Origin of the sequence: Dietzia alimentaria 72 (assembly GCF_000226215.1) — a bacterium.
GTDB classification, from domain to species: Bacteria; Actinomycetota; Actinomycetes; order Mycobacteriales; family Mycobacteriaceae; genus Dietzia; species Dietzia alimentaria.
This window is the reverse complement of record NZ_AGFF01000012.1, coordinates 79,075-92,886: the sequence shown is the minus strand read 5'-3', so window position 1 is coordinate 92,886 and position 13,812 is coordinate 79,075. Positions and strand designations below refer to the sequence as shown.

Here is a 13,812-nt window from a genome sequence, read left to right as displayed (position 1 = left end):
CCCCCGCGACTTGCGATGCCCCTGTGCACGCCCATGACCGGGGTGCGCTGCCGCTAGGGACCATTTCGCCAGCGCGAGTCCGAGACACAGCACAACTGCGGGGACTCACGCTGCGAGTCTGCACACTCACGAGCCACGCGACCGGCTCCCGCGACCGGAGTCAAAGACGCAGCACAGCGCGGGCAGCATCGGCCAGGGCAACGGCATAACCCGCGCCGTGGCCCGCCGAGTGCGTGGCCAGCGGATGCATCTGGTGCAGCGGGATCCGGTCACGCCAGCCCTCGCGAAGTGGATGGGCCTCGTTGTATCCACAGAGGATCTCGTCCAGGTGCGGGGCGCCGAACAGGGCGAGCATCGCCAGATCGGTCTCTCGATGGCCACCATGCGCGGCGGGGTCGATGAGCACCGCCTCGATCTCTGCCGAGCCGCGGGACTCCCCGGCCGCAGCACCCGACCCGGTCCGGGTCCACAGCACGTTGCCCGTCCAGAGGTCTCCGTGGATGCGGGCGGGGCGGTCAAGCGGGTGGTCGAGTTCCCCGGCGGCGATGCGGTCGCAGGCCCGCTCGATCACGGCCAGGTCCGCCCCGCCAAGCACCCCGAGGTCCACCGCGATCCGCACGAAGGGTCGGACCCGCTGCTCAGCGTAGAACGCGCCCCACGACTCCGACGGCCGACACTCCTGCTGCCGGTTGCCGATGAAGCACCGGCCCGCCCAGCCGTCGGCGGGTTCGCCCCAGGCGGCCGCACCCGCGTCGTGCATGGCCGCCAGCGACCGTCCGAAGCTGTGAGCTGCGTCCGGGGTGGCGCGACCTGCGGGGATCTTCTCAAGGGTGATCTCGTCGTCGTCGACCCCCACCACCTTCACCACGCGCGGTCCGCCGGGGGCGGCGGCGAGCCAGGCCAGTCCGGCGGCCTCGTGCCGGAAGAAGTCGGGTCCATGGCCGGACCCCCGTTTGACGAACACGTCACCAGTCATCTGACGGCCTCTCCTGCGGTGTCGGATTGTTCTCGCCCGGGGTGCTTGGCGCGGCCGAGCAGTGGGCCCGCGAGCACCACGATCAGTACTCCGCCGGCGATCATCGGCGTGACGGTCCAGCGCATCCCGGCGTACCCGGCGATCATCCCTACCAGCGGCGGGGAAGCCAGGAAGCCCAGTCGCATCACCCAGTTGAGGACCGCCAGCCCGGCGCCGGGCGGCAGGCCGGGAACCGAGTCCGCCCCAACCATCGCGCCGGGGATGATCGTGGCAATGCCCCAGCCGGCGATCGCGAACCCGGCGAGTAACACGAACAGCATCGCGGGCCCGTCGAGCAGGAACGAACCGACTAACGCGGCGCCGGCACCAAGGACCACGCACCCGCCGCCCAGCCTGCCCACGGACGCGGCGCCCACACGATCGACCAGCTGATCCCCGGTGAACCTGCCGATGAGCTGCGTCCCCTGCACCGCGATGAAGCCGAGTCCCGCGAGCCCGGCGCCGGCAGCCGCGACCTCGCGCAGGTAGAGCGCCGACCAGGTTTGCGCAAAATCCTCGACGAGTTCCGCGCAGCACGCGATCAGCCCGAGCGCCAACAGCAGCAGCAACGCGCGACCGCGCGGGAAGCGACGCCCTGTGGCGGGGGCGTTCTGCGGGTCGCCGGGCCGGTTGGCCGGGGTAGGCGGGGTGTCCAGGTCGCGGCCGAGCTCGTCCTCCGCCGCTGCCGAGCCCAGCCGGGACGGGTAGGCGGCGACTGCTGCGGCCGCGCAGATCACGGCGGCGCCGACCATCTGCGCCCGCACCGGCACACCCGCACCGGCCGCAACCGACCCACCGGCGGCTCCCAGCACCGCGCCGAGCGACCACACAGCATGGAATCGGTTGATCAGCGAGCGGCCGTGGCGCAACTGCACACGGATCCCGTGGGCGTTCATCGCCACATCGGTGATCGCGTCGCACACGCCGAACAGCAGCAGGAGCCCGGCGAACACGGCCACGACCGGCGAGAAGCCCACGAGTGCTGCGGACACGGAGGTGGCGATCATCATGGCCACGGCAACGGTCCCGTCGGACCGGCGGCGCATTAGTGCGGGAGTGAGCAGACCGCCAACCAGCGCGCCGGCCGGGTAGCAGGCCATGGCCAGGCCGAAGGCCGCTGGCCCGAGGTCCAGTGCGCTCTTGAGATCGGGCAGGCGGGGCACGATGGCGCCGAAGATCGCGCCGTTGGCGGCGAAGAGCAGTGCGGTCGCGGCGATCGGCCGTCCGACTCCGGGCGTGAGGTGGCCGCTGGCCGCGTCAGGATCGGCAACGGCAGCCCTGGCGGCGGCGCAGTCGTCGGCGCAGTCGTCGGCGCTGGCGGCATCAAGGCCTCCGCCGCCGTGATCGCGCGTCCCGCCCTTCTCGGTCACGGCCGCCACCCTAATCCGCGTCGCGTTCTCCAGTTACTGCGCTGTGGACTCGATCCGTCGCGTTTCGTGAAATCCACTCGCTTTTCGGGACGGAGCCTCTCGCACGACGCCGCCAGAAACGCGACCGACCTCGGGCACTGCCTCAGGCGGCGGTAGCGTTACGCGCGTGTCCAGACGACGGGTGATGGGGTGCGCGCATGTATGACGTGACGGCGGAGATCGACACGGGCGGCGAGGGCCGTCGCGTGATGGTGCGTGTGCCGCTACCCGCAGCGCCCGCGGTGGTGTGGGACGCGGTGGCGACCGGCGAGGGGATCTCATCCTGGTTCGTGCCGTGCGCGATGGAGCCGCAGGTAGGGGGCCGAATCGTGCAGTTCGCCGACCCGGGCGCGCCCGATCCCACGACGGGTCCGGAGGCGGCGGCCGAGGCGATGCTCACGGCGACGGTCGGCGAGATCACGGCGTATTCGCCTCCGTCCGGGTCCGCACCCGGGGTGTTCACCTACGTCGAGCGGGACTGGATGGGCGAGGGGGTCCCGGTACCGCCGTGGGAGACGACGTGTGAGGTCGACGACGACGAGGGCCACACCCTGCTCACCCTGCGGTCGGGGTTCGACTCGGGCGGACAACTCGCGCAGGAGTCCGTGGACGGCAGCGTCGACGGATGGGTGCAGGCGCTTACGGTGCTGGCCCACCGACTGACCCATCGCCCGGCCGATGGGGTGGCGACCGTGGACGCTGCCACGGAGGCGATCGCGGCGACGGTGCCGGAGCTGTGGGCGCGTGTGTCCGCCCGGCTGATCGCCCCGGCGGCGGGTGCCGGCGGTGCGGGCTCCGTGGCCGGTGGCCCGGCCGATCGCCGCGGATCAGTGGCGCGGTCCGGCGAAGTGGGCGGCATCGTGGTAGTGGAGTCGGAGGCCGCACTCACACTGATCCTCTCCGCGCCCGTGGACGGGATGCTCGAACTGTTCGCGTTCCCCGCGGGCGAGACCCACGAGGACGCGGCCGGGGGCGCGGCGATCGCCGTGCGGGCGTTCGAGTACGTCGACGCACCCGGGGGCGACGGCCAGCCTCTGGGCGCCGCAGCTGTGGACGTGGAACCGACCTGGGACGCAACGCGATGGCGTGCGTGGCTCTCGGACCTCGTTACGGACTGAGCTCGTAGCGGACTTAACTCGTCGCGCAACGAGCTCGGCCGGGTTCGGCGATTCATGAGGTCCGCCTCAGCCGGTTCCCGCGCCGGGTCAGTAGTGTGTTCTGCAGCATGACCCGTCCCACCCCCTCTCGAGGAGCTAGATCGCCCATGGCGGAATCCAACGACACCGTGACCATCGCGACCGGCGAGGGCGCGTCCGGCACGCGCCTGCTGGGGATCGGCGCCTACCGCCCCGAGCGGGTGGTGAGCAACGAGGAGATCTGCCAGCACATCGACTCGACCTCCGAGTGGATCTACGAGCGCTCCGGCATCCTCAACCGTCGCTTCGCCGGTGCGGACGAGACCGTGATCATGATGGCGAGCGCTGCCGCGGAGAAGGCCGTGAAGTCCGCCGGCATCGACGCCGAGCTGGTCGACGCCGTGATCGTGTGCACCTCGACGTACGAGAGCATGACCCCGCACGCCGCGCCCAAGGTCGCCATGAACATCGGACGCAACGGCATCGCCGCGTTCGACCTCACCGCCGGTTGCGCCGGCTTCGGCTATGGACTGGCCGTGGCGACGAACATGATTCGTGGTGGGGGCGCCCGTTACGTGGTGGTGGTGGGCGTCGAGCGGATGAGCGACGGAATCGACCCGGCAGACCGCAACACCGCCTTCATCTTCGGTGACGGCGCCGGCGCCGTGGTGGTGGGCCCGTCCGACGAGGGCAACGACGTGGGCCCCGTGGTGTGGGGCTCGGACGGTGAGCAGGCCGACGCCATCCGCCAGACCAAGAACTGGCGCCAGTTCATGGACGAGGCCGCCGAGGGCGCGTCCGTCCAGCCGTACCTGGTGATGGACGGGTCCAAGGTGTTCCGCTGGGCGGCGGTGCAGGTGTCCAAGGTGTGCGCCAAGACCCTCGAGGCCACCGACGTGACTGCCGAGCAGATCCAGGCGTTCATCCCCCACCAGGCGAACGGTCGCATCAACTCGGCCATGGCCAAGCACCTCGGACTCCCGGACTCGGTGGCGATCGCGAACGACATCGAGCAGACCGGTAACACCTCGGCCGCCTCGATCCCGCTGGCCATGGAGGCCATGATGCGGGATGGCCAGGCCAAGCCCGGCGACATCGCCCTGTGCATCGGGTTCGGTGCCGGGCTGTCCTACGCCGGCCAGGTCGTTCGCCTGCCGGCCATGCCGCCGGTCGACTGACACCACCCCGGTTCCGTGTCCGTCACCCCTCGAACAGTCCCTGCCCCACGTAGCCGCCCTCGGGCGCGCCGGGCGGGAGCGCGAACACGGCGGACCCGATCGGGATCGTCCACGTGTTGAGCGCGTCCTGCTCGGCGAGCCGCTGCTGGACGGGGATATAGGTGCGGACCGGGTCGGCCTGATAGGCGGTGAACAGCAGTCCACTGTTGCTCATTTCGCCGCGCTCCGGCGGGTCGTCGTAGTTGTACGGCCTGCGGAGCATGGCCTCGCTCCGATGAAGCTGCCTGGCCCGCGCCATGTGCGACTCGGGCGGGATGACCGGCAGGCCGGTGTCGTCGAGTGCCTCGAAGTCGGCGGGGTCGTGCTCTTCTGTGCCGGTCAGCGGGGCGCCGGTGTCGAGCTTGCGCCCCACGCTGAGTTCGCGTGAGGTCCTGTCGATCTCCTCCCAGGTGTCCATCGTCATGCGGATGCGTCGCAACACGAGCGATGATCCGCCCCGCATCCACCGCTGGTCGCTCCCGTCGGAGAACAGGATCTGGTCGAAGTCCGGATCCTGCTCCTCGCGGGGATTGACGGTACCGTCGAGCTGCCCGAACAGGTTGCGTTGCGTCCGACCGCTGGGGTCGGTGCCCACGGATTTCCGGAACCCGCGCTGCGACCAGCGCTGCTCGGCAACGCCCCGCACCCCGGACGCGAGGATCCGTGCGGCGTGGGAGACCACCAGCGGGTCGTCGGCGCAGATCTGCAACAGCAGGTCGCCCTCGGACCAGCGATCCTCGAGTCGGTCGATCTGCGGGAAGGCCGGCAGTTGTCGCAGCCACGACGGTCGCTTCTCCGGCATCCCGATCGCGTCGAACAGTCCCGGCCCGAGCCCGATCGTCACCGTGAGCCGCGCGGGGTCCTCAGCGAGTTCGGGTTCGAGGTCGGCGAGCGCGCCTCGGCCCTCGGTGAGCCGAGCGGCGTCCTGGGACCAGGCCCGCAGCACGCCCTGCACTTCTGTGCGGGTTGCGCCGCGGGCGATGTCGAATCCCACGAACGCCGCGTGTGCCTGCGGCGCTGTGGTGATGCCGGACTGGCGGGGCCCGTGGAACGGTTCGGTGGCCGCGCCGACGACACGTGAGTCGGCGACGGTCTTCCAGTCGGTGACGGTGTCGTCGTCGACCACTCCCCGCCCCGCGTAACCCGCCGCGCCGCCAATGAGGCCGCCCCCCACCGCGGCCGCGACCCCGCCGGTGAGCAGCGACCGCCGGGACAGACCGCGAGAGGCCTGGTCAGCCATTGTGATCGGCGCCCCCGCCCATGTCCATCTCGCCGTGGCCGCTGTGGTCGCCGCCGACGTACTCTTCTTCGCCGCCCACGAAGTCGCGAGCGGAGACGGTGACGACCTGCTCGCTGCCGTCTCCGAGTTCGAGGGTGAGGACGATCTCCTGGCCCGTGGTGATGGGTTGGGTGAGGTTCATCAGCATGATGTGGTTGCCGCCGGGTTCGAGGACCAGGTCGCCGCCTCCGGGGATCACGAAGCCGTCTTCCTTCTCCTGCATCATCATGCCGCCGCCCCCGGGGACGGTCTCGTGCAGTTCGTGGCTGCCGTCAATGTCGGCGGAGACGCCGGTGAGGTGCACGTCGTCGACGCTGTTGTTATGGATGGTGCCAAACACGCCGCTCATCTGGGTGTCGGTGGCCTTTGCCCAGCCGTCGACGATCTCGACGGTCGGGCCGGTACTGCCGCCGGCGGTCTCCGTGGTGTCGTCGGCGCTGCAGGCGGTGGTGAGGGCGAGCGCGAGCGCGGCGGCCGCGGCAAAGCCGGCGCGTGCGTGGGTACGGGTATGGGTACGCATGGGTGTGGTCCTTGTGAGGTGTGGGTGGCCGCCCGGCAGCGCGTGCGCGTACCGGTGCGGAGGGCGATCACACGGACAAGGGCGGTGCGCGGGTTCCCCCGCGGGCGATAAGGAACTGTCCGCGGGGGGCATCGGCGTCGTAGGAGGTGACGAGCGGGGCGACGACGACGAGGTGCGCCGTCGCGAGCATGGGCATCACCCGGGCCGCCAGCCAGGACAGGGTGCCGGTCAGGACCGCTACGAGCGTGAGCGTGAGGACGATTGCCGCCACATGGGCTCCGAGCATTCCCGGGGTCAGCAGGTCCGCGGAGTGCGCGGACGCCAGCACCTGCCCGTCCATCGCGGCCCGCACGGCAGCGGGGTCCACGACGTGATGGCCGAGTGCGCCGACGGCATGGCCCGAGTGTGAGTGCCCGGAGGCGAGGACCATGTGGACGAGGCCCTGCCCGGCTATGAGCCCGGCGCCGGCGGTAAGGACGGGCGACGACCGACGCGCGCGGGCGGCCGCCACGGCGCCAACCCCGGCGCTGGCTGCGGCCACTGTGAAGATTTGACCGAGCGTCGGCGGGGCTGCCGTCGCTCCCGCTGCCAGGCCGTGCGCGCTGATTCCGAATACACCACTGACCAGCGCCACCACGATGCCCACGGCCGCGGTCACCACGGGTGGGACCTCGGAGCGCAGGCGGTCGGGGGACATGCCTTGATCTTAGTGCGGGCCTCTGACAGGGGCTATTCGGCTGCTCGCTCACCCGCGGATTCGGTGGTCATGACGAGTCGTGCCTGCTCTTCGTCGGCCAGTCCGGCGTCGATCCGGTCGAGCATGTGTGGGCGCAAGTCGGGGAGGTCGTCGATGGGGAACCAGCGGACGTCGGTGTTCTCGCCGTCGGCGGGGTGGGGGTCACCACTGAGGTAGGTGCAGGCAAAGGTGTGGTCGATGTACTGGGCCCGGTCTCCGTTGTCGTAGGTGACCATTCGGGAGACGCCGACCGAGGCGATGCGGTCGACCCGGATGTCGACGGCGGCTTCTTCACGGGCTTCGCGGATCGCGGCTTCAGCGGGGTGTTCGCCGGGGTCCACGATGCCGGTGACGGGCGTCCACCAGCCGTTGTCGCTCCGGCGGACCAGCAGGAGGTGGGCGCCGTCGGGGTGGCGGATGACGGCGGTGGCGCCGGCGAGCCAGAGCGGCGTTGTGCCCACGTGCTTGCGGAGCTCTAGGACAAAGTCGGGGACGCTCATGACCTCAAGCGTATCGGGACGCTGAAATGTGACGATCCCCCGCCGACCGTGTGGTCTGCGGGGGATCGTCGAGCACTAGCCGGTCACCGGGTTAGCGGCGACACGAGCAGAACGTCAGTTCTGCTCCTCGGGCTCGCACTCTTCCTGCTTCATGGAGCCGTTGTCCTTGAGGAAGTCGATGGCCTCCTGCGGCAGGTTACAAACGAGCCCCACGTTGATCGCGGGAAGCGGCGGCAGGCCCGGGATCGCCGGGAGGTTGGAGCCACCAGAGACGGCGAGACCGATGCCGAGGCCGACCGCGGCGAGCGAGCCGACGGCGAGCAGGGGCCCGACGGAGCCGGCGTCGGAGCCAGTGATGTTCGTGACCGAGTCACCGGTCTTGGAGCCGCTCAGCGAGTCCGTCTTGAGCGAATCCGACTTGAGGGAATCCGACTTCAGCGAATCCGACTTCAACGAGTCACTCTTGAGCGAATCCGACTTCAACGAGTCACTCTTGAGCGAATCCGACTTGAGCGAGTCACTCTTGAGGGAATCCGACTTCAACGAGTCACTCTTGAGCGAATCCGTCTTCAGCGAGTCACTCTTGAGGGAATCCGACTTCAGCGAATCCGACTTGAGCGAGTCGCTCTTGAGGGAATCCGTCTTCAGCGAGTCACTCTTGAGGGAATCCGTCTTCAGCGAATCCGTCTTCAGCGAGTCACTCTTGAGGGAATCCGACTTCAGCGAATCCGACTTCAGCGAGTCACTCTTGAGGGAATCCGACTTAAGGGAATCCGTCTTGAGGGAGTCACTCTTGAGGGAATCCGACTTAAGGGAATCCGTCTTGAGGGAGTCAGACTCCAACGAGCCGACGAGCTTTCCATCTCCGTCCAACGATCCCAGGGTGAGCGCGATCCCGGCGAGAGATCCCGTCGGGTTGCCGTCCTCGCCGATAGAGCCCGTCTTGAGCGAATCCGACTTCAACGAGTCACTCTTCAGCAAATCCGTCTTCAGCGAGTCACTCTTGAGGGAATCCGACTTCAGCGAATCCGACTTGAGCGAGTCACTCTTGAGGGAATCCGACTTGAGCGAATCCGTCTTCAGCGAGTCACTCTTGAGGGAATCCGTCTTCAGCGAATCCGTATCCGGAGCGGTCCCCAGCGAATCGGAGGACAGCGTGGGCAGCTCGGAAGATTCCCCACCGGACGAATCGGCTCCAGCATTGATGGCGAGGCCGAGGGCGGCCGAGCCAACCACTGCACCAACGCCGAGACCGAGCTCAACGCTCTGCGCGTTGGCGACGCCCGGCATGGAGCCGAGCGCGAGTCCGGAGGCCGCGATTACGGCTATCATGCGCTTCTTGTTGTTTATATAGAGGTGCCTTCCCTTGTCGTTGACGACCCGGCGACGTGGCTTCTCCCCCTCATCGCCCGGTCCGGGAAGCGGCACTTGGCCACCACCCGTCGGATCGTGTCGTCACTGTATCGGCACTTTTCGTCGCTTTGTTACCTACGTCATCGTTCAGGCACAGCGAATCCATAGCTGAAACCGACAGTCCCGAAGCTGCGCCGAACGGATGGAATGAAGGCCGACACCGCTTTTCGTGCGCCAACCACCGCTTATGCACCGCCCGAATAATGAGCAAATTCTTACATGCCGGAGGCGGGGTCCGCAGTGGTGACGTTCGTCACCTCACGAGAATTTAATCGTCCGCGGCAAGATCTCGTCGCGCGCCGCCTCACACACTGGGCAAACTTGAGGATAATCTCGCATTGACCAGTCGATAAGCCATAGGAGCGCCATGACAGCGAGCAGCACCGGAGTCCAGTTTCCCCGCGAAGCCGACGGCAGCCGCTCGACGGGCCGCCTCGCCAAGCAGGTCGTCGCCGACGCGCTCGCCACCGTCGATCCGTCCGCGGCTGCGCGCGTGCCCAAGATCAAAGACTGGCGCAAGGGCTACATCCAACCCTTCACCGAACTCGTCAGCGTGGGCGTCTCGGACCCGGCGGCGTGGGACGGAGTCGCCCGGGCCGCGCTCGAGTCTCTGCAGTCCCGAATGGTCGGCGTCCACGAGTCAGACGGCCAGCCCGTGGAAACCCCGATGAAGGACTACCTCGTCGTCGTCGATCCCTCCACCACCCCCGGCACCGACATCATCACCGGTACCGCAACTCCCGTACGGGAACTGTCCATCCCCTACCGCGGCGAGGAACCGACCGGCGCCGCGTTACGCGACAGGCTGGACAAGTGGGTCGACGCAGGCGTGATCGAACCCAGTTGCGCCACCGCCCTCAAACTCGTGCAGGACAATCCGGACTGGCTCTCGCTGCCCGGCCGCGCGATGCTCGTCCTGGGCCTCGGCTCGGAGATGGGGCCCGCCGGCCCACTACTCCGCTGGGGCGCCGACGTCCTGGGCGTTGACCTGCCATCGAGCCCCGTGTGGGAGCGATACCGCAACCAGAACTCCACCTTCGCCGGCAAGCTCCACGTTCCCACCGACAACACGGGCAAGCCCGGGATCGACCTCCTCACCCAGTTGCCGGAGCTCGCGGCCTGGGCCAGAACCGCCGCCCCGGCTCCACTCACCGTGGGCAGCTACTTCTACGCCGACGGCGGTACCCACGTGCAACTCTCCTCCGCCGCCGACGCCCTCGTCGTGGACCTGCTGAAGGACGGCACCGCCAACGCCCTGGCCTACCTCTGCACCCCGATGGACACCTTCGTCGTCCCGGCCGACGTCCGCGAGGCGTCTGCTGCCGCCCTCGCGCGACGCAAAGCCACCGACATCAAGAAGCTCGTGGGCGCACTCACCCGCAACAAGGTGTTCCACCGCAACTACCAGCCCGGTAGCGGTCCCGCTGTCCACGACGCACTCGTTCCCCAGCAAGGCCCCAACTACACGCTTGCCAAGCGCGTCCAACGCTGGCGCGCGACCAGCGCTTTCGCCGACGGCCACACCGTGTCCGTCAACGTGGCCCCCGCCACCGACACCCACTCGGTGACCAAGAACAAGATCCTCGCCAGCACCTACAAGGGCGCATACGCGTTCGGCATCGAGATCTTCGAACCCGCCACCTCGTCCGCCATGCTCGCGGCGCTCATGGTCCACGACCTCAACGTGGGCAGACCCGACGTGACGGTCCAGTGGGAGCACGAGTCGTCGGGGGCCGCGTCCGGAGGATTGTGGCGCCAGCCCTACCTGCCCCGGACCGCCCTGCCCGTGGCCGCGGTGATAGGTACCGTCAAGAGGTAAGACCGCAGCCGGACCGACACGCCCGTACCCGGCACTGACACCGAGCCGTTAAGGACGCCGCCATGCCGAACCCCTTCTCCAAGGGCTGGAACTACCTCAAGGCTTCGCTCGACAAGTCGGTCGACGACCACGCTGACCCCAAGGTCCTCGTGCACCAGGCCATGCAGGGCGCTCGCCAGCAGCACAAAGCAGTGGCCGACCAGGCCGCCGCGGTGATCGGCAACGCCAAGCAACTTGAGATCGCCATGGGCACCAAGGCGCGGCAACTCGACGAAGTACAGGGCCAGATCCGGCAGTTACTCCAGGCCGCCGAGAAGGCGCGCGCCGAGGGTGACGAGGCACGCGCGACCCAGCTCGAGTCGCAGGCCGAGCAGCTCGCCAACCGCCTCGTGACGCTTGAGTCCGACCTCGAGAACACCCGCCAACTGCACGGCCAGGCGTTGGATGCGGCCCAGCAGGCTACACACGCGGTAAAGGAATCAGAGCACCGCCTGCAGCAGACCCTGGCGCAGGAAGACCAACTGCTCCTACAGGCCACCCAGGCCGAAATGCAGCACCGGACCGCCGAGTCAATGACCTCGCTGGAAGGCGTCGGCGGCGGCAACTCCCCGACATTCGACGAGATCCGCAACAAAATCGAATCCCGGTACACCACCGCGCTCGGCAAGCAGGAACTCGCAGAGGCAACCGGTTCGCCGTCCGCCGCGCAGGCCGATGCCGCCGCGTTCACCCGCGAGGCCGAAGGCCGGTCGAAGCTCGAGCAGATCCGCGCGTCGATGGGATTGTCACAGGGCTCCACCGATGCAGATGCCGACCGTCAACTGACCGAAGGCGACTCATCGGGACCCACCCTCCCCCGCGACACACGGGAGTAGCACCGCCAGCCGCACAGCTCGGCGGCAGCTTTTGCAAGCGGACGCAACACGCGCCGTAAAGGGCCGGAGTGAACTTTCACTCCGGCCCTTTGTGTTTTTTGGGCGGCCAAGACGGACTGGGCGGCTCGTTCGGCTCGTTCGGCTCGGTCGGCTCGTTTACGCCTGCCGCCGGCGCCCGATTGTCTAGCTCCTTCCCAGTCAGACGCATCGTGTCGGACCCCCTCGCTATAGTTTCTTCAATCGAACATACGGGCGAGCATCCGAGGCGGTGAAGAAGTGCGCAGTGAATCCGAAACCGGTCGCACTACCGAGGTCATGGCGGCGGGGACTCTCGCCCTGGAAGCACTCCACGCCGAGAATCGGGCCGCAGCCGCACGCCTGCGCGCCTGCTACGAACTACACGCGCTCTGCGAGGAATTGCAGACGATTCGCGACATCGAGGCAGGATGGGGGCCAGAATTCGACCAGTGTCCATCGCACGCGGTGGTGGACCCGTTCGACATCGCGTGTGCGGAACTCGTGGCCGTTTACGGGGTTCATCACCACCGCGCCTCAGCAATGCTCAAACTCGCCATCAGCCTGGTTACGGAGTTTCCGGCGATAGTCGAAGCGATGGAATCCGGGCGACTCGACGAGCACACGGCCAACATGCTTGCCCGGCACATGCGCACCGTGGATCTGCCGTATCGAGGCGACGTCCACCGGGCAGTCATCAACTGGCTGATGGGTGCCATTGACTCCGGCAAGCGGCCCGGGCGCCGAGCCATTCTCGACGAGACCGACCGCATCATCTCCGCACACGATCCCGAGGGCGTTCTCCTACGTCGTAGCCAAGCGGTTCGGGAGAGGAATGTCCGCATCAGTCGCGACGTGGACGGGATGTCCACGCTCCGTGCGTACATCACCACCGCTGAGGCCCGGGCTATCGAAATGCTCGTCCAGAAGGCTGCTGCCGCCCAGAAGGAGCGCGAGAAGGAGGAGCGTCTCGCCGCGGCCCGTGACCCCGACGCTCCGACGCTCGACGCCACAGCCATCCGCGGAAACGACGAACTCCGCGCGGACGCCTTGGTGGACCTTCTCCTCGGCCCCCTCAACTCCGCATCTACCACACCGGGCACCGCGGCAGCGGGAGTTGCAGGCGTAGGTGGGGGCACGGCCGAGGGCCAGGCCGGAGTCCAGATACGCCCCAACATCACCGTTCTCGCGCCGTTAAGTCCGGCTGGAGAGCCAGAAATCTACCTACCCCGCGGCGGCCCCGAGGCGATCGATGCACTCATTGCCCTGCTAGCTCGAAGCGTCGGCGCCACCATCCAGGTTCCCGAAACCGAACCAGGAACCGCCGATTCACCAAGTGGTTCGCGTCGGTACCGGCTCAATACCGAACTAATCCGTCGGGTCCGGCTCAGAGACGGCACGTGCAGACACCCGGGCTGCTCTGTGCCCGCCGACAACTGCGACGTTGACCATGCCCGCCCCTTCGACCACTCCGACCCGGAGAGCGGCGGCCTGAGCGTCGAGAGCAACCTCATGTGCTTGTGTCGACGCCATCACCGGTTCAAGACATTCCACGGCTGGCGGTATCAACTCGAGCACGATGGCAAGCTCACCGTTCGGACTGATACCGGCCACACGGTCACCACTGACCCCGCAGGCCCCCTGGCACGCTGGCGACAACAGCGCGCCACAAGCGCGGCGGCCGCTACCAGTTCGGATCCCGCAGCCAACGGCCTGTACGTCCCCATAGACCGCCCCTGGCTTTCGCCCCGACCCCGCTCGACCGCCTGGTTCCGCCGCGCCCACAGACTGGCGGCCGAACGGCTGGCGAACTCCGCTCCCCCTCCCCCGCCTCGCGGCGAGGACCCGGATGCGGACCCGCCGCCCTTCTAGTCGATC

12 protein-coding genes are annotated in these 13,812 nt (G+C 68.2%); 6 read left to right on the top strand and 6 right to left on the bottom strand.

Features of this window, described 5'->3' with window-relative positions:
- Positions 1 to 160: 160 nt before the first annotated feature.
- Both ON04_RS06455 and ON04_RS06450 read right to left on the bottom strand, forming a co-directional pair.
- Positions 161 to 976: a fructosamine kinase family protein gene (locus ON04_RS06455; RefSeq protein ID WP_010540778.1), complete on the bottom strand. Its 816-nt coding sequence runs from the start codon at positions 974 to 976 to the stop codon at positions 161 to 163.
- Positions 973 to 2,385 carry an MFS transporter gene (locus ON04_RS06450; protein WP_141564657.1) on the bottom strand — a complete coding sequence of 471 codons (1,413 nt, stop codon included), beginning with the start codon at positions 2,383 to 2,385 and terminating at the stop codon, positions 973 to 975. The genes ON04_RS06455 and ON04_RS06450 overlap by 4 nt, the downstream gene beginning before the upstream one ends.
- A 197-nt stretch (positions 2,386 to 2,582) precedes the next feature.
- Here ON04_RS06450 and ON04_RS06445 point away from each other — a divergent pair, with 197 nt between their 5' ends.
- A complete protein-coding gene (locus ON04_RS06445) occupies positions 2,583 to 3,542 on the top strand; it encodes an SRPBCC family protein (RefSeq protein ID WP_010540776.1) in 960 nt (319 codons plus the stop codon).
- Positions 3,543 to 3,688: 146 nt separating this feature from the next.
- The gene (locus tag ON04_RS06440) at positions 3,689 to 4,738 is read left to right on the top strand and encodes a beta-ketoacyl-ACP synthase III (protein ID WP_010540775.1); all 1,050 of its coding nucleotides are present in this window, start codon (positions 3,689 to 3,691) and stop codon (positions 4,736 to 4,738) included.
- A gap of 22 nt (positions 4,739 to 4,760) precedes the next feature.
- Here ON04_RS06440 and ON04_RS06435 read toward each other — a convergent pair whose 3' ends face one another.
- The 4 genes from ON04_RS06435 to ON04_RS06420 all read right to left on the bottom strand — a co-directional run bounded on the left by ON04_RS06435 (position 4,761) and on the right by ON04_RS06420 (position 7,812).
- On the bottom strand, positions 4,761 to 6,017 hold the full coding sequence (locus ON04_RS06435) for a Dyp-type peroxidase (RefSeq protein WP_010540774.1): 1,257 nt from the start codon (positions 6,015 to 6,017) through the stop codon (positions 4,761 to 4,763).
- Complete coding sequence (locus ON04_RS06430; protein ID WP_010540773.1) at positions 6,010 to 6,576, bottom strand: copper chaperone PCu(A)C; 567 nt, start codon at positions 6,574 to 6,576, stop codon at positions 6,010 to 6,012. The genes ON04_RS06435 and ON04_RS06430 overlap by 8 nt, the downstream gene beginning before the upstream one ends.
- Positions 6,577 to 6,643: 67 nt before the next feature.
- Entirely contained in the window at positions 6,644 to 7,273 is a 630-nt protein-coding gene (locus ON04_RS06425; protein ID WP_010540772.1) for a hypothetical protein, read from the bottom strand.
- A gap of 32 nt (positions 7,274 to 7,305) precedes the next feature.
- Positions 7,306 to 7,812 carry an NUDIX hydrolase gene (locus tag ON04_RS06420; RefSeq protein ID WP_010540771.1) on the bottom strand — a complete coding sequence of 169 codons (507 nt, stop codon included), beginning with the start codon at positions 7,810 to 7,812 and terminating at the stop codon, positions 7,306 to 7,308.
- 151 nt (positions 7,813 to 7,963) lie between these two features.
- On the opposite strand from ON04_RS06420, the gene ON04_RS17320 reads away from it, so the two are divergent.
- The 4 genes from ON04_RS17320 (at position 7,964) to ON04_RS06400 (ending at position 13,806) form a co-directional block, all read left to right on the top strand.
- Positions 7,964 to 9,166, top strand: a complete 1,203-nt coding sequence (locus ON04_RS17320) for a pentapeptide repeat-containing protein (protein ID WP_081477136.1) — start codon at positions 7,964 to 7,966, stop codon at positions 9,164 to 9,166.
- A 426-nt stretch (positions 9,167 to 9,592) separates the two neighbouring features.
- Complete coding sequence (locus tag ON04_RS06410; RefSeq protein ID WP_010540769.1) at positions 9,593 to 11,044, top strand: hypothetical protein; 1,452 nt, start codon at positions 9,593 to 9,595, stop codon at positions 11,042 to 11,044.
- A 62-nt stretch (positions 11,045 to 11,106) separates the two neighbouring features.
- A complete protein-coding gene (locus tag ON04_RS06405; protein ID WP_010540768.1) occupies positions 11,107 to 11,919 on the top strand; it encodes a PspA/IM30 family protein in 813 nt (270 codons plus the stop codon).
- A gap of 276 nt (positions 11,920 to 12,195) precedes the next feature.
- Positions 12,196 to 13,806: an HNH endonuclease signature motif containing protein gene (locus ON04_RS06400; RefSeq protein ID WP_010540767.1), complete on the top strand. Its 1,611-nt coding sequence runs from the start codon at positions 12,196 to 12,198 to the stop codon at positions 13,804 to 13,806.
- The last annotated feature ends 6 nt before the right edge of the window (positions 13,807 to 13,812 follow it).